This window comes from Comamonas sp. GW821-FHT11H03 (genome assembly GCF_058807955.1).
Map to the genome: position 1 here is coordinate 349,396 of NZ_JBXARF010000002.1, position 21,907 is coordinate 371,302.

General features: G+C 62.6%; 18 protein-coding genes. 10 read left to right on the forward strand and 8 right to left on the reverse strand.

What is annotated here, in order from left to right; translation table 11 throughout:
• Nucleotides 1–8: 8 nt before the first annotated feature.
• Together prfA and hemA are read right to left on the reverse strand one after the other, a co-directional pair.
• Nucleotides 9–1,088: a peptide chain release factor 1 gene (gene prfA, locus AC1RTQ_RS06100; RefSeq protein ID WP_302092175.1), complete on the reverse strand. Its 1,080-nt coding sequence runs from the start codon at nt 1,086–1,088 to the stop codon at nt 9–11.
• Nucleotides 1,089–1,213: 125 nt separating this feature from the next.
• Entirely contained in the window at nt 1,214–2,518 is a 1,305-nt protein-coding gene (hemA, locus tag AC1RTQ_RS06105) for a glutamyl-tRNA reductase (protein ID WP_409813892.1), read from the reverse strand.
• A gap of 72 nt (nt 2,519–2,590) precedes the next feature.
• Here hemA and AC1RTQ_RS06110 point away from each other — a divergent pair, with 72 nt between their 5' ends.
• On the forward strand, nt 2,591–2,866 hold the full coding sequence (locus tag AC1RTQ_RS06110; RefSeq protein ID WP_492874710.1) for a hypothetical protein: 276 nt from the start codon (nt 2,591–2,593) through the stop codon (nt 2,864–2,866).
• 89 nt (nt 2,867–2,955) lie between these two features.
• On the opposite strand, the gene AC1RTQ_RS06115 is transcribed toward AC1RTQ_RS06110, so the two are convergent.
• Nucleotides 2,956–3,861: a LysR substrate-binding domain-containing protein gene (locus tag AC1RTQ_RS06115; RefSeq protein ID WP_492874711.1), complete on the reverse strand. Its 906-nt coding sequence runs from the start codon at nt 3,859–3,861 to the stop codon at nt 2,956–2,958.
• 158 nt (nt 3,862–4,019) lie between these two features.
• Here AC1RTQ_RS06115 and AC1RTQ_RS06120 point away from each other — a divergent pair, with 158 nt between their 5' ends.
• The 4 genes from AC1RTQ_RS06120 (at nt 4,020) to AC1RTQ_RS06135 (ending at nt 8,898) form a co-directional block, all read left to right on the forward strand.
• Nucleotides 4,020–5,009 carry a tripartite tricarboxylate transporter substrate binding protein BugE gene (locus AC1RTQ_RS06120; protein WP_302092171.1) on the forward strand — a complete coding sequence of 330 codons (990 nt, stop codon included), beginning with the start codon at nt 4,020–4,022 and terminating at the stop codon, nt 5,007–5,009.
• Nucleotides 5,010–5,020: 11 nt separating this feature from the next.
• The gene (locus tag AC1RTQ_RS06125) at nt 5,021–5,914 is read left to right on the forward strand and encodes an N-formylglutamate amidohydrolase (protein WP_003065977.1); all 894 of its coding nucleotides are present in this window, start codon (nt 5,021–5,023) and stop codon (nt 5,912–5,914) included.
• 189 nt (nt 5,915–6,103) lie between these two features.
• Nucleotides 6,104–7,732, forward strand: a complete 1,629-nt coding sequence (locus AC1RTQ_RS06130) for an SEL1-like repeat protein (protein WP_304352042.1) — start codon at nt 6,104–6,106, stop codon at nt 7,730–7,732.
• A 182-nt stretch (nt 7,733–7,914) separates the two neighbouring features.
• On the forward strand, nt 7,915–8,898 hold the full coding sequence (locus tag AC1RTQ_RS06135) for a Bug family tripartite tricarboxylate transporter substrate binding protein (protein ID WP_492874712.1): 984 nt from the start codon (nt 7,915–7,917) through the stop codon (nt 8,896–8,898).
• A 201-nt stretch (nt 8,899–9,099) separates the two neighbouring features.
• On the opposite strand, the gene ugpQ is transcribed toward AC1RTQ_RS06135, so the two are convergent.
• From ugpQ to ugpB, 5 genes are all read right to left on the reverse strand, one after another.
• A complete protein-coding gene (ugpQ, locus tag AC1RTQ_RS06140; RefSeq protein ID WP_492874713.1) occupies nt 9,100–9,876 on the reverse strand; it encodes a glycerophosphodiester phosphodiesterase in 777 nt (258 codons plus the stop codon).
• A gap of 182 nt (nt 9,877–10,058) precedes the next feature.
• Nucleotides 10,059–11,066 (reverse strand): sn-glycerol-3-phosphate import ATP-binding protein UgpC, encoded by a 1,008-nt coding sequence (locus tag AC1RTQ_RS06145; protein WP_492874714.1) that lies wholly within the window; start codon nt 11,064–11,066, stop codon nt 10,059–10,061.
• Nucleotides 11,067–11,126: 60 nt separating this feature from the next.
• Nucleotides 11,127–11,978, reverse strand: coding sequence for a sn-glycerol-3-phosphate ABC transporter permease UgpE (gene ugpE, locus AC1RTQ_RS06150; protein ID WP_492874715.1), 852 nt, complete (start codon nt 11,976–11,978; stop codon nt 11,127–11,129).
• A 2-nt stretch (nt 11,979–11,980) separates the two neighbouring features.
• Complete coding sequence (gene ugpA / locus AC1RTQ_RS06155; protein WP_034364530.1) at nt 11,981–12,862, reverse strand: sn-glycerol-3-phosphate ABC transporter permease UgpA; 882 nt, start codon at nt 12,860–12,862, stop codon at nt 11,981–11,983.
• 122 nt (nt 12,863–12,984) lie between these two features.
• Nucleotides 12,985–14,298, reverse strand: coding sequence for a sn-glycerol-3-phosphate ABC transporter substrate-binding protein UgpB (ugpB, locus tag AC1RTQ_RS06160; protein ID WP_034364532.1), 1,314 nt, complete (start codon nt 14,296–14,298; stop codon nt 12,985–12,987).
• A gap of 504 nt (nt 14,299–14,802) precedes the next feature.
• On the opposite strand from ugpB, the gene AC1RTQ_RS06165 reads away from it, so the two are divergent.
• The 5 genes from AC1RTQ_RS06165 (at nt 14,803) to AC1RTQ_RS06185 (ending at nt 21,830) form a co-directional block, all read left to right on the forward strand.
• Nucleotides 14,803–18,720, forward strand: a complete 3,918-nt coding sequence (locus AC1RTQ_RS06165; protein WP_492874716.1) for a DUF3683 domain-containing protein — start codon at nt 14,803–14,805, stop codon at nt 18,718–18,720.
• A gap of 156 nt (nt 18,721–18,876) precedes the next feature.
• Nucleotides 18,877–19,314, forward strand: a complete 438-nt coding sequence (locus AC1RTQ_RS06170; RefSeq protein ID WP_492874717.1) for an HIT family protein — start codon at nt 18,877–18,879, stop codon at nt 19,312–19,314.
• Between the two features lie 74 nt (nt 19,315–19,388).
• Nucleotides 19,389–19,808: a gamma-butyrobetaine hydroxylase family protein gene (locus AC1RTQ_RS06175; protein ID WP_302092161.1), complete on the forward strand. Its 420-nt coding sequence runs from the start codon at nt 19,389–19,391 to the stop codon at nt 19,806–19,808.
• A gap of 243 nt (nt 19,809–20,051) precedes the next feature.
• Complete coding sequence (gene ubiE / locus AC1RTQ_RS06180) at nt 20,052–20,783, forward strand: bifunctional demethylmenaquinone methyltransferase/2-methoxy-6-polyprenyl-1,4-benzoquinol methylase UbiE (RefSeq protein WP_003065997.1); 732 nt, start codon at nt 20,052–20,054, stop codon at nt 20,781–20,783.
• Nucleotides 20,784–20,834: 51 nt separating this feature from the next.
• Nucleotides 20,835–21,830 carry a Tim44 domain-containing protein gene (locus AC1RTQ_RS06185; protein WP_492874718.1) on the forward strand — a complete coding sequence of 332 codons (996 nt, stop codon included), beginning with the start codon at nt 20,835–20,837 and terminating at the stop codon, nt 21,828–21,830.
• Nucleotides 21,831–21,907: the final 77 nt, after the last annotated feature.

A 21,907-nucleotide genomic window follows, 5' to 3' on the forward strand; every position in this document is an offset into this window, starting at 1 on the left:
CTGTGGCCTCAGGATGCGGCCAGTTCTGCCAGCAGCTCGGCTTCGCGTGCATGTTGCAGGGCCTGGATCACATCGCCCAGATCGCCTTCCATCACAGCCAGCAGCTTGTACAGCGTGAGGTTGATGCGGTGGTCGGTGAGGCGGCCCTGGGGAAAGTTGTAGGTGCGGATGCGGTCGCTGCGGTCGCCCGAGCCGATCAGGCCCTTGCGCATGGCCGCTTCCTTGGCGGCCCGCTCGCTGCGTTCCTTTTCCTGGATGCGGGCCTGCAGCACCTGCAGGGCCTTGGCCTTGTTGCTGTGCTGGCTGCGACCGTCCTGGCATTCGGCCACGATGCCCGTGGGCAGGTGGACCACGCGCACGGCGGAGTCGGTCTTGTTGATATGCTGGCCGCCGGCACCGCTGGCGCGAAAGGTGTCGATGCGCAGATCGGCGGGATTGAGCGTGATGGCCTCGGCCTCGTCGGGCTCCGGCATCACGGCCACGGTGCAGGCGCTGGTGTGGATGCGCCCCTGGGTTTCAGTGGCGGGCACACGCTGCACGCGGTGGCCGCCCGACTCGAAGCGCAGCGCGCCGTACACGTTGTCGCCCTCGATGCGCAGCACGACTTCCTTGTAGCCGCCGATTTCGTTTTCGCTGGCGCTCATCACTTCCACCTTCCAGCCCACGTTGGTGGCGTAGCGGGTGTACATGCGGGTCAGGTCGCCGGCAAACAGGGCCGACTCGTCACCACCCGTGCCGGCGCGGATTTCGACAAAGGCGGGGCGGGCATCGTCGGGGTCCTTGGGCAGCAGCAGGCGCTGCAGCTCGTCCTCGAGCTTGATCAGCTCGGCCTCGCCGCTGCCGATCTCTTCCTGCGCCATTTCGGCCATGTCGGGGTCGTCCAGCATGTCACGCGCGGCGGCGATGTCGGCTTCGGTCTGCAGGTAGCGGGTGTAGCGGCTGGCAATGGCCGTCACATCGGCATGCTCGCGCGAGATGGTGCGGTACTGCTTCATGTCGCCCATGATGTCTTCGCGCGAGAGCAGAAAGTCCAGCTCCTGCAGGCGTTGGGCGTAGCGTTCGAGCTGGTTGCGCAAAAAGTCTTGCATAGGGGGCACCTAGGGCTTGGGAAGGTGAGGGTGCTCACCTTTGTGGAGTCAGAAAAGAGGGAGGGCGGGCCACGGTCGGGCCGTGCGCTGCACGAGGACGGCAGCGCCAAAGCGGGCGAGCGCCGCTAAAGCTTGCTGGGGTTGCGGCTGGCGCGCAGGAACAGACGGGAGACGGTGTCCGCTGTCTGGGCACGCTCTTCGGCGTCGCCCTTGTGCAGCTCGGCCATGGTGCCGTGCAGCATTTTCTGTGTGAGGCCGCGCGAGAGCGCTTCCAGCACGGTGTCGATATCTTCGCCCTTGGCCAGCAGCTTTTTGGCACGGGCAATTTCCAGCGCACGCCATTCGTCGGCCTGGGCATTGACCTGCTGGATCAGTGAGACCGCGCCGCCCACGGGGTTGCGCTGGTCCATCCATTGCATGAAGCTTTGCACGCCGGTGTCGATGATGACCTCGGCCTGCTGCACGGCGGCCTGGCGCTGGGCCTGACCGGTGCGCACGACGGTTGCCAGATCGTCCACGGTATAGAGATAGACGTCGTTGAGGTGCTTGACCTCGGCTTCGATATCGCGCGGCACGGCCAGGTCCACCATGAAGATGGGGCGGCGCTTGCGCTTCTTGAGAGCAGACTCCACGGCACCCAGGCCGATGATGGGCAGGGTGGAGGCGGTGCAGCTGATGATGGCGTCGTACTCGTGCAGATGCTCGGGCAGGTCGGCCAGGCGCATGGTGCCGGCGCCGAACTGGGCCGCCAGCTTTTCGCCACGCTCCATGGTGCGGTTGGCGATGGTGATCTGCCTGGGGTTGCGGGCGGCAAAGTGGGTGGAGACCAGCTCGATCATCTCGCCTGCGCCCACGAAGAGCACGCGGATCTTGCTGAGGTCTTCGAACAGCTGACCGGCCAGACGCACGGCGGCGGCAGCCATGGAGATGCTGTGCGCGCCGATCTCGGTGGAGCTGCGCACTTCCTTGGCCACGGCAAAGCTGCGCTGAAACAGCTGGTTGAGCGTGGTGCCCAGTGCGCCTGCGGTTTCGGCAGCGCGCACGGCGTTCTTCATCTGGCCGAGGATCTGCGCCTCGCCCAGCACCATGGAGTCCAGCCCCGAAGCCACGCGGAAGGCGTGACGGGCGACCGAGCCGTCCTGCAGCAGATACGAGTGCTGGCGCAGCAGCTCAGGCGCTACGCCGCCGCTGTTGGCCAGCCAGTGCATGGTGTGATCCATGGCCGGGGCGTCGGCCGCGCAGTAGATCTCGGTGCGGTTGCAGGTGGAGAGGATGGCGGTTTCCACGGCGCTGTGAGCCCGGCCCGCATGGGACAGGGATGCGCGCAGGCCTTGCAGCGTCGGCGCGATCTGATCAAGCGCGAACGCAAAACGGCCCCGCATATCGAGCGGCGCCGTGTGGTGATTGATACCTAAAGCCCAGACTGCCATAACTGAGGATTATAAAATTTAGAACCGGATTGGGCATCCCCCGGTCTCAAAGCCTTGGAATCGATTGTTGCCATGGATTTTGTTGCGAGCGTTAATCATTTATTCAACTTCGTCGCCCCCGCTTTTTTTCTCGCGCTGGGCCTGGCTGTCTGCGCACGCTTGTTCAAGAAAAACAAGGCTGGAGCCCAATCCTTCATTGCGCAGGTAGCTATTAATTTCATATTAGGTGTGGCGGTTTTGCTGGCCAGTCTCTGGCTGTTTTCACGCGATGGCAAGATGCTCGGCTATGCCGCACTGGTGTGCACAAGTGCCTGCTGCCAATGGGTGCTTTGCAGAGCCTGGCGCTGATTGGCGCACTGGCTGGAAAGCAGTTTTGCGTGAAATCTTGATCTGACTCAAGAGTGCCTGTTGTATTCGCGCCAGTCTCTGGCCGGGCCTCAGTCGCTGACGGCCCTGGGGCCGGCCTGCTCCAGTATCCAGCGGCGAAACTGCTTTAAGGCCTCCGTCGGAGGGCGGCTGCCTTGCTGGCACAGAAAGTAGCCGCGCTCGATATGCACCGGTGCATCCAGCGCCAGAGCCACGCGCCCCGAGGCCAGATCCTCCTCCACCAGGCAGCGCTGAACCATGGCTGCGCCCATGCCGGCAGCCACGGCCTGCACCAGCAGGGCCACGGTCTCAAAGTCCGCAACCGGGGCAGGGCAGGGCTGGTCGAGGCCCCGGGCCTGCATCCAACTGGCCCAGTTGCCCGGGTAGTTGGTGTGGAACAGCAGCGGGCGGTTCAGCAAATCCTGCTCGCTGCGGATGGGGTTCGGTCCCTGCAGCTCGCGCGGGTGGCAGATGGGAATCAGGTCGCGGCCGATCACATATTCGGCCTCCACGCCTGCCGGCCAGTGCTGGCTGCCGACGCGAATCCAGGCATCGATCTCCGGCGCATTGAGCGGATCGTCGCGCCGGTAGGGCGCGAAGGAAAGCATGATTTGCGGATGACGGCGGTTGAAGTCGGGCAGGCGCGGAATCAGCCAGTGGCTGAACAGCGTGGGAATGACCGACAGACGCAGCTGGGGCCCGTGGCGGCGCCTGCGCGCGGCGGCCGATGCGGCTTCGATCGCCATCACGGCAGGCTCTACCGCCTGCAGATAGTCCTGTCCTGCTGCGGTGAGCGCATTGCGTCTGCCCAGGCGCTCGAACAGGGCAAAGCCCAGATGCTCCTCAAGCCTGGCAATGGCCCGGCTGATGCCGCCCTGCGTCACATACAGCTCCTGGGCGGCGAGCGAGTAGCTGCCCAGGCGGGCGGCTGCGGCAAAGGCGTGAAGTTCGGACAGGGACGGGGAGTGCATGCGCATGACGGCTTGAATTATGACGGTTGGTAATACTTGCGTGCCGTCTTGTCGCTTTTCGTGCCACGGCCTGCGGCACAGAATGAAACAAAGGTCGGAGCGTTCGGTGAAGCGCTCTGAGCCGACCCATAACCAGTCTTTCACGAGATCCAAGGAGAAGCCGCATGGCCATTCGTCGTACCGTTCTGTCGTCCATTGCCGCCTGCGCAGCGGCCGCCGCGCTGTCCCCCGCGTTCGCGGCCAATGCCGCAGCGGACTACCCCAATCGTCCTATCCGCCTGATCGTGCCCTTTGGTGCGGGCGGCTCTACCGATATGGTGGCGCGTCTGCTGGCCGACAAGATGGGCCAGATTCTGGGCAAGGCCGTGGTGGTGGACAACCGGGGCGGAGCCGGCGGCTCCATCGGCGCTTCGGAAATCGCCAAGGCCGCTCCCGACGGCTACACCATCGGCATGGCCACGGTGTCCACCCATGGCTCCAATCCGGCCATCTTCCGCAAGCTGCCCTATGACGCGATCAAGGACTTTGCTCCCATCACCAATGTGATGAGCGTGCCCAGCGTCTTCGTGGTGAACGCCAGCGTGCCTGCCAAGACGATGAAGGAATTCATCGCGCTGGCCAAGGCCAACCCCGACAAGTACACCTTTGCCTCGCCGGGCACGGGCTCGCTCGGTCATGCCAATATCGAGAACTTCATGAACCTCGCGGGCATCCAGCTGCTGCACATTCCTTACAAGGGTGCGGGCCAGGCGATTACGGACGCGCTGGGCGGACAGGTCAATGCCATGACGGACAACCTGCCCTCGACCCTGCCGCATATCAAGGCTGGCCAGCTGCGTCCCCTGGCCGTGCTGGCCCTCAAGCGCAGCGATGTGCTGCCCGATGTGCCCACCTATACCGAGCTGGGCTTTCCCCAGATGGGTGACGGCGGCTGGTTCGGCCTGGTGGCGCCTGCCGGCACGCCCAAGCCCATCATCGACAAGCTCAATGCGGCGGCCCACAAGGTCATGGCTTCGCCCGACTATCTGGAAAAGCAGAAGTCCATCTCCGGTGAGTCCATGGGCAACACGCCCGAGCAGTTCGCCAAGCAGATCCGGGCCGCGATCGAGCGCTACACGGCCGTGGCCAAGCGCGCCAATATCAAGCTGGACTGATGAAGACCTCAATGTCTGTGCCTGATTTTCTGCAAGCCAGACCGGCCGAGCCGGTGCTGGTGCACCCGGCCCGGGGCGAGGTGCTGCCCATAGTCTGCGACTCGCCGCACAGCGGCACGGCCTATCCGGAGGACTTCGGTGCCGTCGTGCCCATGAGTCTGCTGCGCCGTGGCGAGGACACGCATGTGGCCGCGCTCTGGGACCGCTGGCCCGAGTTCGGCGCGACGCTGCTGGAGGCGACTTTCCCGCGCACCTATGTCGATCCGAACCGCAACGAGTCCGATCTGGACCCCGCGCAGATCGAGGGCGAGTGGCCGGTGCCGCTGTCGCCCAGCATCAAGACCCAGCAGGGGCTGGGCCTGATCTGGCAGCGCATCAGCAAGGCCGGCGTGGCCACGCCCCTGTATGAGCGCAAGCGCACCGTGGCCGAGGTGCAGCACCGTATCGAGCGCTACTGGCGCCCCTATCACGCGGCGCTGGCGCAGGCCATCGACGACAGCGTGGCGCGCTTCGGGGCTGTGTGGCATCTGAATCTGCACTCCATGCCCAACGACGTGTACCAGCGACTGGGTCGTAGCGATGCGCCGCCGCTGGCCGACTTCGTGCTGGGCGACCGCGATGGCACGACCTGTGCGCCCGAGTTCATCCATCTGGTGGGCGATACGCTCAAGGGCTTCGGCTACAGCGTGGCCTATAACGAGCCCTATAAAGGTGTGGAGTTGATCGGGCGCATCGGCCAGCCGCAGCTCAATCGCCACTCGATGCAGATCGAGATCCGTCGCCCCGTCTATATGGACGAGGACACGCGTGAACCGAATGCCGGCTTCGAGCCGCTGCGCGCGCATTTTGCCGAGCTCATGCAGGTGCTGGCGGACTATGTGCGCCAGCAGATGGCCAGGGGCTGAAACCTTTACGTCCTGACAGGCCCGGCATTGCCGGGCTTTTTCATGGCCCGGCCAAATGTCAAAAAACTGTGGCTAGGATGCCGCGATTGAGGGATTCCTTATCGAAGCTGCTATCAGAATCAGTTACGCTCGCAGGTTGGTGTCATCGTATGTCTGATGTAACAACAAGCGTCTAGGAATCGTACCGGAATGAAGTTCACTCCCATCGCAGCGCTGGTCATGTCGAGTCTGGCGGCCTTTGCCCAGAGCGCATCCGCGCAAACCGGTGCGGAAGGTCGCATGAATTTTTTGCGCGATTCCAGAGCCGCCACATCGGGCCCCCAGTTTGAATTCAGCCGCCTGCAATATGGCCCGCTGCCGATTGCAGGCTCGCGCGTGGCCTCCACGGCCGGACCGCTGCAGGAGGCTGAGCGCGGCGATGCCAAGGCGCAGAACCAGCTGGGCGAGATGTATGTGCACGGCCAGGGCGTGCCCCAGAATGCCGCCACCGCCGCACAATGGTTCCGCAAGGCCGCGGCGCAGGGGCACGCGGGTGCCCAGAACAGCCTGGGTGCGCTGTATGCCAACGGCCAGGGCGTGCCTCAGAACTATCGCGAGGCGGCCCAGTGGTACGGCCGCGCGGCGCAGCAGAACAATGCCGTGGCGCAGTACAACCTGTCCCACCTCTATCAGCAAGGTCTGGGCGTGCCCCAGAGCTTCAGCACCGCTGCCCAGTGGCTGGAGAAATCCGCCGCACAAGGCCATGTGACGGCCCAGTTCGAGCTGGGCCAGCGCTATCTCAAGGGCGATGGCGTGGCCGTGAACTACATGACGGCTGCAGACTGGTTCAAGAAAGCCGCCGATCAAGGCCATGCACAAGCGCAGAACCAACTGGGCTCCATGCTGTCCGACGGAGTGGGCGTGAAGCTGGACCCCGTGCAGGCCGCCCAGTGGCTGCAGCGCGCTGCCGAACAGGGCGACGCCAGGGCCCAGAACAGCCTGGGCCGCATGTATATGGATGGCGTGGGCGTCCCGCGCGACTACAAGCTGGCGGCTTCCTGGTTCCAGAAGAGCGCCGAGCAGTGGAATGCCGACGGCCAGAACCATCTGGGCCGCCTGTATCTATACGGCCTGGGTGTGGAGCAAAGCCCTGCCTATGCAGCGCAATGGTTCCAGCGCGCGGCCGACCAGAATCACGCCGATGCCCAGTACAACCTGGGCACCATCTATGCCGAAGGCCTGGGCACGCCCCAGAACTACGGCACGGCTTTGCAGTGGTATCAGAAGGCGGCCGAGCAAGGCCATGCAGCGGCCATCAACAACGTGGGTACGCTGTACGCCGAAGGCCGTGGCGTTGCGCAGAACTATGCGACGGCCATGCAGTGGTTCCGCCGCGCGGCCGACAAGGGCGATGCCTCGGCCCAGTTCAACCTGGCGCGTCTGTATGCCGATGGTCAGGGCGGTGCCGCCAGCCCCGCTCAGGCGATGAAGTGGTATGCCGCAGCGGCCGAGCAAGGCCATTCCGGCGCGCAGAACCGCCTGGGCGTGATGTATGCCGAAGGCCAGGGCGCTGCGCGCGACTACGCCAAGGCCGTGCAGTGGTACCAGCGTGCGGCCGAGCAGGGCGATGCCGCAGCCCAGTACAACCTGGGCATGGTCTATGCACAGGGTCAGGGCGTGCCGCGTGACAATGCCAGGGCCTACTTCTGGTACAACCTGGCGGCCATGGAGCTCGGTGGCGATGCCGCCAAGCGCCGCGATGAAGCGGCCAACAAGCTCAGCATTGCCCAGGTGGCCGAGCAGCAGAACAAGGCGCTGGCCTGGCAACCCAAGCGCTGATTGCCGCTTGGCACTCAGGCACCCAAGCGCTTCCTTCGAGAAGCGCTTTTTTATGTCGGCCGGCTCCCGCCATGGTTCAAGTCATGGCTCGAATGCCGCTATCCAGCGCAGGTTGACTACCGATCAGACTGCCCGTACAGCGCTTTGTGCGGCCGATGATTTCTAAAGCCAAGGAGACAACAATGAACAAGACTTCAATGAACATGCTGGCCGGCCTGATGGCTGGTGCAGGCCTGCTTTTGTCCGCGGGCGCACAGGCTCAGGACGCCTTTCCGACCAAGCCGATTCGCATCGTGCTGGGCTTTCCCGCCGGCGGCCCGCTGGACCAGCATGCCCGCTTGCTGACCGAAAAGCTGCAAGGCGTGCTCGGACAGCCGCTAGTGGTGGATTACAAGCCCGGAGCGGGCGGCTCCGTGGGGGCGCAGGACGTGATGCGCTCGCCCGCCGACGGCTACACGCTGATGCTGGCCAATACCGGCGTGATGGTCATCAACCCTGCGCTCTACAGCAAGCTGCCCTACAACACGCTCAAGGACTTCACGCCGATTGCCCGCACCGCCATGCAGCCGCTGGCGCTGCTGGTCAACAACAAGGTGCCGGCCAAGACGCTGATCGAGTTCACGACCTATGCCAAGGCCAACCCCGGCAAGATCAACTTCGGCTCGGCCGGCAATGGCGGCATCAGCCATCTGGTGCCCGAGATGTTCAAGAGCGCCGCAGGCGTGGATCTGGTGCACATTCCCTACAAGGGCAGCGCGCCTGCCTTCACCGATTTGATCGGCGGTCAGGTGCAGTTCATGGCCGAGAGCATTCCTCAGGCTGCGGCCTATCACAAGCAGGGCAAGGTGCGTGCTCTGGCCGTGACCAGCAAGGAGCGCAACCCCGCACTGCCCGAGGTGCCGACCGCCATAGAGTCCGGCCTCAAGGGGTTCGATGTGGTGGGCTTCTATGGCTTTCTCGCCCCCGCCGGCCTGCCCAAGGAGGTGACGGCCAAGCTCAGCAACGCCTTCCAGCAGGTCATGAACCTGCCCGATGTGAAGAGCCGCATGGTGGAGCAGGGCGCCGATCCGGCCTTCCTGGGCTCCGAGGCCTTCGGCAAGTTCCTGGCCAGCGAGACGCCGCGCTGGGCGGCAGCCGTCAAGGCCTCCGGCACGAAACTGGATTGACACTCCCTGAGGCGCTTGCGCGGCCGCCCTGCTTTGTCAGTGCCGGTATTGGAGGAGGTGAAAGCAAAAAAGCCCGGTCACTTTGGGTGGCCGGGCTTTTGTATTGCTATGAATATAGAAGCTGCTTGCGCTTGATTTGAAGGGAATTCAGCATTGATTGATGCTGAGGTTATTGGTGGATATGCGTAAGCAGCTACTGATTTACAGCTGCTCGCCTGTCTGCGCGGGGCTGAACAGATCCACGCGGTCGGTGATGATGCCGTCCGTGCCCAGGTCTATCAGGCGCTGCGCCGCCCATGGGTCGTTGACGGTGTAGCTGCTGCAGTAGAGGCCGGCGCCATGCACCTTGGCCACCAGCTCGGGCGTCCACAGCGCATGGTTGAGCACCATGGCGCTGCACTCCAGCTCCAGAGCCAGCTTCAGGTCGGCATCGCCGCTGGCGTCGGCCAGCTTGTCCACCAGCAGGCCGCGCGGAATATGCGGAGCGGTCTCGCGGGCGCCCTTGAGCGAGTCGGACTTGAACGAGGTGAACAGCGGCTGCACCTCGGTCTTCGGCCAGATGCGCTGCATCAGCTCGCCGCAGGCACGGCCGGTTTCCAGCTCCTGGCCCGGAGTCGGCTTGATTTCCACATTCAGGTGCAGATGGTTGGCCAGGCACCAGCGCGCCAGGGCTTCCAGCGTGGGCAGGGCTTCGCCCGCATAGGCGCGTGAGTGCCAGCTGCCGGCGTCGAGCTGGGCGATCTCGCCCATGCTCAGTGCGCCGCCAATGCCGCGACCGTTGGTGGTTCGCTCCAGCGTGGCGTCATGCATCAGAAACAGCACGCCGTCCTGGCTGAGCTTGGCATCGCATTCAAAGAAGCGGTAGCCGTGTTGCGCGCCCAGGCGGAAGGCGCTCATGGTGTTCTCCGGTGCCAGCTTGCCGGCGCCGCGGTGGGCCACCCAACGAGGGTAGGGCCAGGGTTTCAAAGCAGTAGTCATGATCAATCCAACAAAGGTTTGCGGCTCAACACTTTTCTGCGAGTTTGGCGCTGCGCCTGTAGCAGGCAGCATTCAAACAGGAGACACCGAGGAAGGGCCGCCCCGCACCGAGGGTGTCGTCCCCCTCCGGCGCTCGCGCCAGAGAGGGGGAAGCGGCGAAGCCGCTCAGGGGGTGTTGCGATCTATACGCGTTTGCCGGTTTCGGCGTTGAACCAGTGCAGGCGGTCTTCGCGCGCCGAGATGCGGGCGGTTTCACCGGGCTTGGGATAGGGCTTGCCTTCTTCCACGCGCACGGTGACGTCTTCATCGCCCACCTTGCCGTAGAGCAGGCGCTCGGCCCCCAGCAGTTCCACGGTCTGGACCTTGAACTCCAGGCCGCCGGCTTCCACCAGGTCGATATGCTCGGGGCGGATGCCCAGGATCAGGCCGGGCTTGCCGTTGGGCGAGTGCTTGAGCAGGTTCATGGGAGGGGAGCCGATGAAGCCCGCCACAAAGGTGGAGGCGGGTGTGTGATAGACCTCTTCGGGCGTGCCGAACTGCTCCACATTGCCGCCGTTCATCACCACCATGCGCTGCGCCAGGGTCATGGCCTCGACCTGATCGTGGGTCACGAACAGGCTGGTGATGCCCAGCTCGGCGTGCAGCTTCTGGATCTCCAGGCGGGTCTGGCCGCGCAGCTTGGCGTCCAGATTGGACAGGGGTTCGTCGAACAGGAAGACCTGGGGCTGGCGCACGATGGCGCGGCCCATGGCCACGCGCTGGCGCTGGCCGCCAGAGAGCTGGCGCGGCTTGCGGTCCAGCAGATGGCTCAGCTCCAGAATCTTGGCGGCCTTGTCCACGCGGCGCTTGATCTCGTCCTCGGGCACCTTGGCGAGCTTCAGGCCGTAGGCCATGTTCTCGTAGTTGCTCATATGGGGGTAGAGCGCGTAGTTCTGGAACACCATGGCGATATTGCGCTTGGCGGGCTCCAGGTCGTTTACCTTGTTGCTGCCGATCAGCAGGTCGCCATCGGTGATTTCTTCCAGGCCTGCGATCATGCGCAGCAGGGTGGACTTGCCGCAGCCCGAGGGGCCGACCAGCACGATGAATTCGCCGTCCTTGATTTCGACGTTGATGCCGTGAATGACGGGCACGGCAGACTTGCCGGTGCCGTAACGCTTGATGATGTTCTTCAGAGAGATGGATGCCATGACAGGTCTTCCAAGTATTCGTTCAATGGGGCAAAAGGCGGGATGGGTCGTGGTCGAGGCTTATTTCTCGGTATCCACCAGACCCTTCACAAACCACTTTTGCATCAGCATCACCACGGCCGTAGGCGGCAGCATGGCCAGGATGGCAGTGGCCATCACAATGTTCCAGTCGACGCTGGCGTCGCCGCCGCCGCCCAGCATGCTCTTGATACCGACGACCACGGGGTACATGTCTTCCGAGGTGGTCATGAGAAGAGGCCACAGGTACTGGTTCCAGCCGTAGATGAACTGGATCACGAACAGCGCGGCAATCGAGGTCTTGGACAAGGGCACCAGAATGTCCTTGAAAAAGCGCATGGGGCCGGCGCCGTCGATGCGGGCTGCTTCCACCAGTTCGTCCGGCACGCTCAGGAAGAACTGGCGGAACAGGAAGGTGGCGGTGGCGGAGGCGATCAGCGGCAGGGACAGACCGGCGTAGCTGTTGAGCAGGCCCAGTTCGGCCACAACCTTGTAGGTGGGCAGAATGCGCACTTCCACGGGCAGCATCAGCGTCACGAAGATGGCCCAAAAGCACAGCATCTTGAAGGGGAAGCGGAAGTAGACGATGGCAAAGGCCGAGAGCAGCGAAATCGCGATCTTGCCCACGGTGATGATCATGGCCACGCAAAAGCTCACCCACATCATCTGCACGACGTTGGTGTTGGAGCCCAGTTTGCCCGAGCCCACCAGGGCTTCCTTGTAGTTTTCCCACAGGTGCGAGCCGGGCAGCAGCGGCATGGGTGCCTGCACGATCTCGCTGGCCGTGTGGGTGGAGGCGACCAGTGCCAGGTACAGCGGGAAGGCGACGATGGCCACGCCGAGAATCAGTACGGCGTGGGAGAAGAAATTAAGCCAGGGATTGCGATCGACCATGATCAGTACTGCACTTTCTTTTCAACATAGCGGAACTGGATCACGGTCAGCACGACAACAATCAGCATCAGGATCACGGACTGGGCTGCCGAGCCGCCCAGGTCCAGCGCCTTGAAGCCGTCCAGATAGACCTTGTAGACCAGAATCGATGTCGATTGACCGGGGCCGCCATGGGTGGCTGCGTCGATGATGCCGAAGGTGTCAAAGAACGCGTAGACGATGTTGATCACCAGCAGGAAGAAGGTGGTGGGCGAGAGCAGCGGCAGCTGGATGTTCCAGAAACGGCGCCATGGACCGGCACCGTCGATGGATGCGGCTTCGATCAGCGCCTTGGGGATGGACTGCAGGCCCGCAAGGAAGAACAGGAAGTTGTAGGAGATCTGTTTCCACACCGAGGCCAGCACGATCAGCGTCATGGCCTGGTTTTCGTTCATCAGATGGTTCCAGGTATAGCCTAGCTTGTTCAGGAAATACGCCACCACACCGATGGAGGGCGAGAACATGAAGACCCACAGCACACCCGCGATGACGGGGGCGACCGCGTAGGGGATGATCAGCAAGGTCTTGTAGACCATGGCGAAGCGCACGATGCGATCCGCAAAGATGGCCAGGGCCAATGAGGTGGCAATGCCAAGACCAGCGACGAGCACGGAAAACAGGGCTGTACGCTTGAAGGAATTCAGATAGGTGGGGTCGGAGAAGATCTGCCGGAAATTGTCAAATCCCACCCATTCGGTGCTCATGCCGAACGCGTCTTCCATCTGGAATGACTGGAGGACAGCCTGACCAGCGGGCCAGAAAAAGAAGATACCGATGATCAGTAGCTGGGGGGCGATCAGCACCCAGGGCAGCCACTTGGATCGGAAAAGAACGCGTTTTTCCATGAGGAGTCACAAATAAAAAAACCGCCGGAGCCTGGGTGCAGTCAACGGGGTATTTGGGGGTGCAGAGCCTTGTTTGAAGGCCCCGCAGGCCTTGGCGGCACCCTTGCGGGTGCCTGGAGGGTTTACTGTTTGTAGGAGCGCTCGAAGCGAGCCAGCAATTCGTTGCCGCGGCTCACGATGGAGTCCAGCGCCTGCTTGCCGGTCTTCTTGCCAGCCCACACCTGTTCGAGTTCTTCATCCTCGATGGTACGGATCTGCACGTAGTTGCCCAGACGGATGCCGCGCGAGTTGTCGGTCACCTTGCGGATCATCTGCGTCACGGCCGTGTCGGTGCCGGGGTTCTTGGCGTAGAAGCCGGACTTTTCGGTCAGGTCATAGGCCGCCATGGTCACGGGCAGGTAGCCGGTGCGCTGGTGCGAAGCGGCCTGCACCTTGGTCTGCGACAGGAACTCGAAGAACTTGGCCACGCCCTTGTACTCTTCGGCCTTCTTGCCGGCCATGACCCACAGCGAAGCGCCGCCGATCACGGTGTTCTGGGGCGCGCCCTTGACATCGGGATAGTAGGGCAGGGGAGCCAGGGCGTAGTTGAACTTGGCGTTCTTGGCCACATCGCCGTAGAAGCCGGACGAAGTCTGGATCATGGCGCATTCACCGGCGGTGAACGAAGCCTGGGGGGTGGAGGCGCGACCCTTGTAGACAAACTCGCCAGCCTTGGCCGCTGCGGCCAGATTGTCGATGTGCTTGACGTGCAAAGGCGAGTTGATCTTCATGCGCGCCTTGTAGCCGTTGGCGCTCAGACCGTTGTGCTCGGTTGCGAATTCCACGTTGTGCCAGGTGGAGAAGGACTCCAGCTGGGTCCAGCCTTGCCATGCCAGGGTCATGGGGCAGCTGTGGCCGCTTTCCTTGAGCTTCTTGGCGGCAGCAAAGACTTCGGGCCAGGTCTTGGGGGCGACGTCGGGGTTCAGGCCGGCCTTCTTGAAGGCGTCCTTGTTGTAGTAGAAGATGGTTGTCGAGCTGTTGAAGGGGAAGCTCAGCATCTGGCCGTTGGGAGCCGTGTAGTAGCCGGCCACGGCGGGGATGTAGGCCTTGGGGTCGAAAGCGACGCCGGCGTCCTGCATCACCTTGCCCACGGGCACGGTCGCGCCCTTGGAGGCCATCATGGTGGCAGTACCCACTTCAAACACCTGCAGGATGTGAGGGGCGTTGCCCGAGCGGAAGGCTGCAATCGCGGCTGTCATGGATTCGTCGTACACGCCCTTGAACGTGGGGACGACCTTGTAATCCTTCTGGCTTTCGTTGAACTGCTTGGCCAGATCATTGACCCACTCGTTATTCACGGCAGTCATCGAGTGCCACCATTGGATTTCGGTGACGGCTTGTGCCGAGAAAGTAGTAGCGGCGACGGCGGCGGCCATGGCCAGTTGCTTGAATTGCATGAAGGCTCCTCTAACGATCGTTGACGAAATATGCGGTGATGCACACTAAGTCATCCGTATGACATATGGATGTCATTGTTTGCATGGGCAACGCGTCTCACCATGGGCAGAACCCGCAGTCACAAGCCTATGTATGACGATCCGGTGACATTTGGTGGTGCGCGAAGCTGCGCCATTCTAGGTCAATGGCATTTCGTTTGTTGTTGGTAGTCTTTCGTATTGAGTTGTTTTTGATTCGGAAATGTATGATTTTTGTCTCAATAGCCTATGGAAGATTCATCTGCGCATTTGGCTGCATGCAGTGGTGAGCGGGTTCGCGGTGCCCTTGTGCACTGTCATGTGGCGAGTCGCCTGGGAAATGCCGGTGGGGCTTGCTGCTTTGGCGATAGCAGGGCTGGCCACTCAGAACCCATAGCAAAGCATGGCTGAGCCGCCGTCGCTTAAAATCGTCATCCCACTGGCTTAGGGGTGCCACACAGAGGGCGCCCGACACGGTCTACCCCCATGAATGTACCGATTGCGTTGGCTGCCGCCCTCCAGGCCCAGGCTGCCGAACCCGCACGACTGCGCGAGATTCCCTATAACTACACATCGTTCTCTGACCGTGAGATTGTGATTCGTCTGCTGGGCTCATCCATGTGGGATGTGCTCAATCAGCTGCGTCAGGAACGCCGGACCGGCCGATCTGCCCGCATGCTCTACGAAGTGCTGGGGGATATCTGGGTTGTGCAGCGCAATCCCTATCTTCAGGACGATCTGATCCACAACCCCGACCGCCGCAAGTCGCTGGTCGAGGCTCTGGAGCATCGCCTGGCCGAGATCGACAAGCGCCGCGAGCCCAACGAGGATGCGCTGCGCGATCAGCTGGTGGGTCAGCTGGTGGAAGCGGCCCACCGCGCCGTGCATGAATTCAACGCCACTTTTGTCGAGGCCGAGCAGCTGCGCCGCCGCGCGCAGAAGACGCTGCGTCGCTATACCGCCAAGGACAACATCAAGTTCGACGGTCTGTCGCGCGTGGCCCATGTGACCGATGCGACCGACTGGCGCGTCGAGTACCCGTTTGTCGTGCTGACGCCCGATACCGAAGTCGAAATGGCCGGTCTGGTCAAGGGCTGTATCGAGCTGGGACTGACCATCATCCCGCGCGGAGGCGGTACCGGATACACGGGTGGTGCCATACCTTTGACCTGGCGCTCGGTGGTCATCAACACCGAGAAGCTGGAAGCGCTGAGCGAAGTCGAGATGCGCATGATTCCCGGCGTGGATCATGAAGTGCCCACCATCTACTCCGAAGCCGGAGTGGTGACACAGCGCGTGGCCGATGCGGCCGAGCGCGGCGGCTTTGTGTTTGCCGTGGATCCGACCTCCATCGAGGCCTCCTGCATCGGCGGCAATATCGCCATGAACGCGGGCGGCAAAAAGGCCGTGCTCTGGGGTACCGCCCTGGACAATCTGGTGTCCTGGCGCATGGTCACGCCCGATGCGCAATGGCTGGAAGTCACGCGTCTGGACCACAACCTGGGCAAGATTCACGATGCCGAGATGGCCTGCTTCGAGCTGAAGTACTTCGAGGCGGACGGCAAGACCCATGTGCGCACCGAGCGCCTGGACATTCCCGGTCACACCTTCCGCAAGGAAGGCCTGGGCAAGGACGTGACGGACAAGTTCCTCTCGGGTCTGCCCGGTATTCAGAAGGAAGGTACGGACGGCCTGATCACCAGCGCGCGCTGGGTGGTGCACCGCATGCCGGCGCATACGCGTACCGTGTGCATGGAGTTCTTCGGCAATGCCAAGGACGCCGTGCCCTCCATCGTCGAGATCAAGGACTATATGTTCGCCGAGCAAAAGTGCTCGGGCGTGCTGCTGGCCGGTCTCGAACACCTGGACGACCGCTACCTCAAGGCCGTGGGCTACGCGACCAAGAGCAAGAAGGGCAACGGCCATCTGCCCAAGATGGTGCTGCTGGGCGATATCGCCGGTGATGATGCCGATGAAGTGGCGCGCGTGACCAGCGAAGTGGTGCGCATTGCCAATTCGCGCAACGGCGAGGGCTTTATCGCCATCAGCTCCGAGGCGCGCAAGAAGTTCTGGCTGGACCGCAAGCGCACTGCCGCCATCTCGCGCCATACCAACGCCTTCAAGATCAATGAAGACGTGGTGATTCCTCTGCCCCGCATGGCCGAGTACACCGACGGCATCGAGCGCATCAATATCGAGCTGTCGCTGCGCAACAAGCTCAAGCTCTGCGACGAGCTGAGCGGCTTCTTCAAGCACTCCGATCTGCCCCTGGGCAAGAGCGACGACGCCGGCGACATCCCCAGCGCCGAGTTGCTGGAAGACCGCGTGCAGCAGGCGCTGGCGCTGGTGGCCGAGGTGCGCGAGCTCTGGCAGGGCTGGCTGGACGGCGTGGCCACGCTGTTCCCCGAACTGCAGGACCACCGCTTGCGTGCGAGCTGGAAGACCCAGCTCAAGGAGCCGCTGTCCACGATTTTCGCGGGCGCTGCCTTCCAGCCGCTGCGCGAGTCCATCAACGAGATTCACCAGAAGGTGCTCAAGGGCCGTGTCTGGGTGGCGCTGCACATGCACGCCGGTGACGGCAATGTGCACACCAACATCCCCGTCAACTCCGACGACTATGAAATGCTGCAGACCGCGCACGAAGCCGTGGCTCGCATCATGGAGCTGGCGCGTAGTCTGGACGGCGTGATCTCGGGCGAGCACGGCATCGGCATCACCAAGCTGGAATTCCTCTCGGATGCCGAGCTGGCGCCGTTTGCCGATTACAAGAAGCGTGTGGACCCCGAAGGCCGCTTCAACAAGGGCAAGCTGATCCGCAACGAAGAGTGGGATGCCCTGGCACACCAGAGTCACGACGGTCGCTCGCCGCGCGAGTCGCTGATGTTTGCCGACCTGACCAACGCCTACACGCCCAGCTTCGGCCTGATGGGTTATGAGTCTATCATCATGCAGCAGTCGGACATCGGCGCCATCGCCAACTCCGTCAAGGACTGCCTGCGCTGCGGCAAGTGCAAGCCCGTGTGCGCCACCCATGTGCCGCGCGCCAATCTGCTGTACTCGCCACGCAACAAGATCCTGGCCACCTCGCTGCTGGTGGAGGCCTTCCTCTACGAGGAGCAGACACGCCGTGGCGTGTCCATCAAGCACTGGCAGGAATTCGAAGATGTGGCCGACCACTGCACGGTCTGCCACAAGTGCTTCAACCCCTGCCCGGTCAAGATCGACTTCGGCGACGTGACCATGAATATGCGCAATCTGCTGCGCAAGATGGACAAGAAGAGCTTCCGTCCCGGCAACAAGCTGGCCATGGCCATGCTCAATGCCACCAACCCCGACACCATCAAGTTCATGCGCACGGCCATGGTGGGCGTGGGCTTCAAGGCCCAGCGCCTGGCGGCCGACTTGCTGGGGGCTGTCGCCAAGAAGCAGACCGCGCATCCGCCCGCATCCGTGGGCACGGCTCCCATCAAGGAGCAGGTGATTCACTTCATCAACAAGAAGCTGCCCGGTGGTCTGCCCACCAAGACGGCGCGCGCCTTGCTGGATATCGAAGACAAGGATTACGTGCCCATCATCCGCGACCCGCAGGCCACCAAGTCGGATACCGAGGCGGTGTTCTACTTCCCGGGTTGCGGCTCCGAGCGCCTGTTCAGCCAGGTGGGTCTGGCCACGCAGGCCATGCTCTGGCATGCGGGTGTGCAGACCGTGCTGCCGCCCGGGTATCTGTGCTGCGGCTATCCCCAGCGCGGCTCGGGCCAGTTCGACAAGGCCGAGAAGATGATCACGGACAACCGTGTGCTCTTCCACCGTGTGGCGACCACGCTCAACTATCTGGACATCAAGACCGTGGTGGTGAGCTGCGGCACCTGCTATGACCAGCTGCAGGGCTACCAGTTCGACAAGATCTTCCCCGGCTGCCGCATCATCGACATCCACGAATATCTGCTCGAAAAGGGCATCACGCTGCAGAACAAGGGCTCGTACCTCTACCACGACCCCTGCCATACGCCCATGAAGCAGCAGGACCCGATGAAGACCGTCAAGGCCTTGATGGGTGACAACGTGCTCAAGAGCGAGCGCTGCTGCGGCGAGTCCGGCACGCTGGGCGTGACGCGTCCCGACATCTCCACGCAGATCCGCTTCCGCAAGACCGAGGAGATCCGCAAGGGCGAGGCCGCGTTGCGCGACAACGGTCAACTGGGCGCTCAGGACAACGTCAAGATCCTGACCAGCTGCCCCAGCTGCCTGCAGGGCCTGAGCCGCTATGGCAACGATCTGAACAACGGGCTGCTCGAAGCCGACTACATCGTGGTCGAGATGGCGCGCGACATCCTGGGCGAGAACTGGATGGCCGAGTACGTCAATCGCGCCAACCAGGGCGGTATCGAGCGTGTGCTGGTGTGATGCCCCCTGAGTCGCTTCGCGCCCTCCCCCCAAAAGGGGGCGACACCCTCGGCGCGGGGCGGCGCGGCCGGCATAGACCCTTGCTCGGAGCCTCTGGCCTGCGCTGGGGTCACATCGCAGTGATGTGGGTAAGAAGCATTGCAATGGAGATTTCAGATGTTGGTTGAAAACTGTCCTCTGTGTGCAACCGATGGCGGTGCGCTGGTCTGGCGCGGCGACAAGCTGCGCGTGATCCGTGCAGCGGAAGCTGGCTTTCCGGCCTTCTATCGCGTGGTCTGGAATGACCATGCGGCCGAATTCTCGGAGCTGAGCGCGACGGATCGCATTGTCTGCATGGATGCCGTGGCTCTGGTCGAGCGTGTGCTGCGCGAGCAACTGGCCCCGACCAAGATCAACCTGGCGGCTCTCGGTAACATGGTGGCGCATCTGCACTGGCATGTGATTGCGCGCTATGACTGGGACAGCCACTTTCCCGCCTCGGTCTGGGCTGCGGCCCAGCGCAAGCGCGATGAAGAGCGCGAAGCCCAGATTGCCCGCCAGCTGCCGCAGGTGGATGAAGTGCTACAAAAGGCGTTGGCCCTCTGGGCCGCGTGATGTTTTTCATCTCCCTCGGGAGATTCAAAGGGCAGCTTGAGGCTGCCCTTTTATGCATTGATTAGGAGAAAACCATGGCAGGTCTGCAAGCCAACACTCCCACCCCTCAGTCGCTGACCGTGCATGGTGCATCACGCGTGCTGGAGGTCTCTTATTCGGACGGCAAGACTTTCCGCATTCCGTTCGAGTTGCTGCGCGTGTACTCTCCCTCGGCCGAGGTGCAAGGTCATGGCCCGGGCCAGGAAGTGCTGCAGACCGGCAAGCGCGATGTGGGCATCAACACCATCGAGCCGGTGGGCAACTACGCCATCAAGCCGTTCTTCAGCGATGGGCACGAAAGCGGTCTGTACACCTGGGAATACCTCTACCAGCTGGGCAGCCAGCAAGATGCTCTGTGGCAGCAATATCAGCAGCGCCTGGAAGAGGCCGGGATGGATCGCGATACGCCCATGCCCGAGAAGGGCGCAGGCGGTCATGGCTGCAGCGTGCATTGAGCTTTGACTGTCAGGGGCTTGAATGTCGGCTCAAAAGCCGGCAGCAACGTCCCGTACACGCCACATAGCCCATGCGTACGGCACAGGGTTATTGAGGCTGGTGCTATATTTACAATAGCTTTAAGCGCGCATGAAATAAGCGCTCAAGGCGAATTCTTTCCAAAAACCATAGTGCTTCAAAGCCTGTAGCTATACGGGGTTGTCGCTGTACGCGCAAGCACTGCCTGCTTAGCATTCTTTGTTATGAGCTCCACACACTTCGGATTCCAGACTGTTGATGAAAGCGAGAAGGCATCGCGCGTACGCGGTGTGTTCGACTCCGTGGCGTCCAAGTACGACGTCATGAACGACGTGATGTCGGGTGGGCTGCACCGCGCCTGGAAGGCTTACACGCTGATGGTGGCCAACCTCAAGGAAGGCGACAAGGCGCTGGACATCGCGGGCGGCACAGGCGATCTGTCCCTGGCTTTTTCCAAGAAGGTGGGCGCCAGCGGTCAGGTGGTGCACACCGACATCAATGAAGCCATGCTGCGCGTGGGGCGTGATCGTCTGACCGACAAGGGTGTGATCCTGCCCACGCTGGTCTGCGATGCGGAAAAGCTGCCCTTCCCCGACAACTATTTCGATCTGGTCAGCGTCGCCTTCGGCCTGCGCAATATGACGCACAAGGATGCAGCGCTCAAGGAAATGAACCGCGTGCTGCGCCCCGGCGGCAAGCTGCTGGTGCTGGAGTTTTCCAAGGTGGCCAAACCGCTGGAGAAAGTCTATGACTGGTACTCGTTCAAGATTTTGCCGACCATGGGCAAGATGATTGCCGGCGACGCCGAAAGCTATCGCTATCTGGCTGAGTCCATCCGCATGCACCCAGGCCAGAAGGAGCTCAAGGCCCTGATGCAGCAATGCGGCTTTGGCCATGTGGACTATCACAACATGACAGGAGGCGTCTGTGCCTTGCATGTGGGAATCAAGTGTTAAGTGCGCCCTGTGCGCAGATTTGTAGCGACTTTCTATAAGAAGGGAGATGAGATGAAGAAACTTTGGTCAATCGCTTTGGTGGCGATGCTGGTGGTGGCACATGGACAGGCCGATGCAAAACGCATGGGCGGTGGCTCATCGTTCGGCAAGCAGTCGGGTAACGTCACTCAACGCGAAGCGTCTCGTGCTCCTGCCCAGCAGGCTCCGCAGCAAAATGCGGCGCAGCAAAACCGTGCTGCTCCGCCTGCAGCGGCTCCGGCTGCTGCCCCCAAGAAGCCATGGGGCGCCATGCTGGGCGGCCTGGCCGCAGGCCTGGGCCTGGCCTGGCTGGCCAACTCGCTGGGCATGGGCGAAGCCTTTGCCAATATGCTGATGTTCGGTCTGCTGGCCATGGTGATCATGGTGGTGGTCGGCATGATCATGCGCCGTCGCAAGGCAGCGCCTGCCGTGCAGAGCGCTAGCAGTCCATTCGCCTTTCAGGGCGCAGGCAATCTGGGCGGTGATGTGAATGCCCCTCAGGCACGCCAGTACAACCCTGAAAAAGTGGGCAATGACGCGTCGGCTCGTCCTTGGGAGCAGAACCATATTCCCGAAGCCGCAGCAGCTGCTGCTGGCGGCTCCATGATCGGCTCTGCCCTGTCGGGTTCGCAGAACTGGGGCGTGCCTGCAGACTTCGATGCCGAAGGCTTTCTCACCGCAGCCAAGCGCAACTTCGTGACGCTGCAGTCGGCCTGGGATCGTTCCGACATCACCACTTTGCGCTCCATGATGACCGACGAGATGCTCGCGGAAATCCGCGGCCAGCTGTCCGAGCGCGAGACGCAGCGCGCGGGCGAGCCCAACCACACCGATGTGTTGATGATCGATGCGCAGCTGCTGGGCATCGAAGACCTGGGCAATGGCTATATGGCCAGCGTCGAGTTCTCCGGCATGATCCGCGAAGAGGCATCGGCAGGCCCCAGCCCCTTCCGTGAAGTCTGGAACATGACCAAGCCCAAGAGCGGCAACAGCGGCTGGCTGGTGGCTGGCGTGCAAGCCCTGCAATAAGCGCAGCAGGTTTGGATTCACTCGCGGTCCGCGCGAGGGGCTCCAAGCCGGGGCTGCCCCCCAGCGATGGTGCCGTC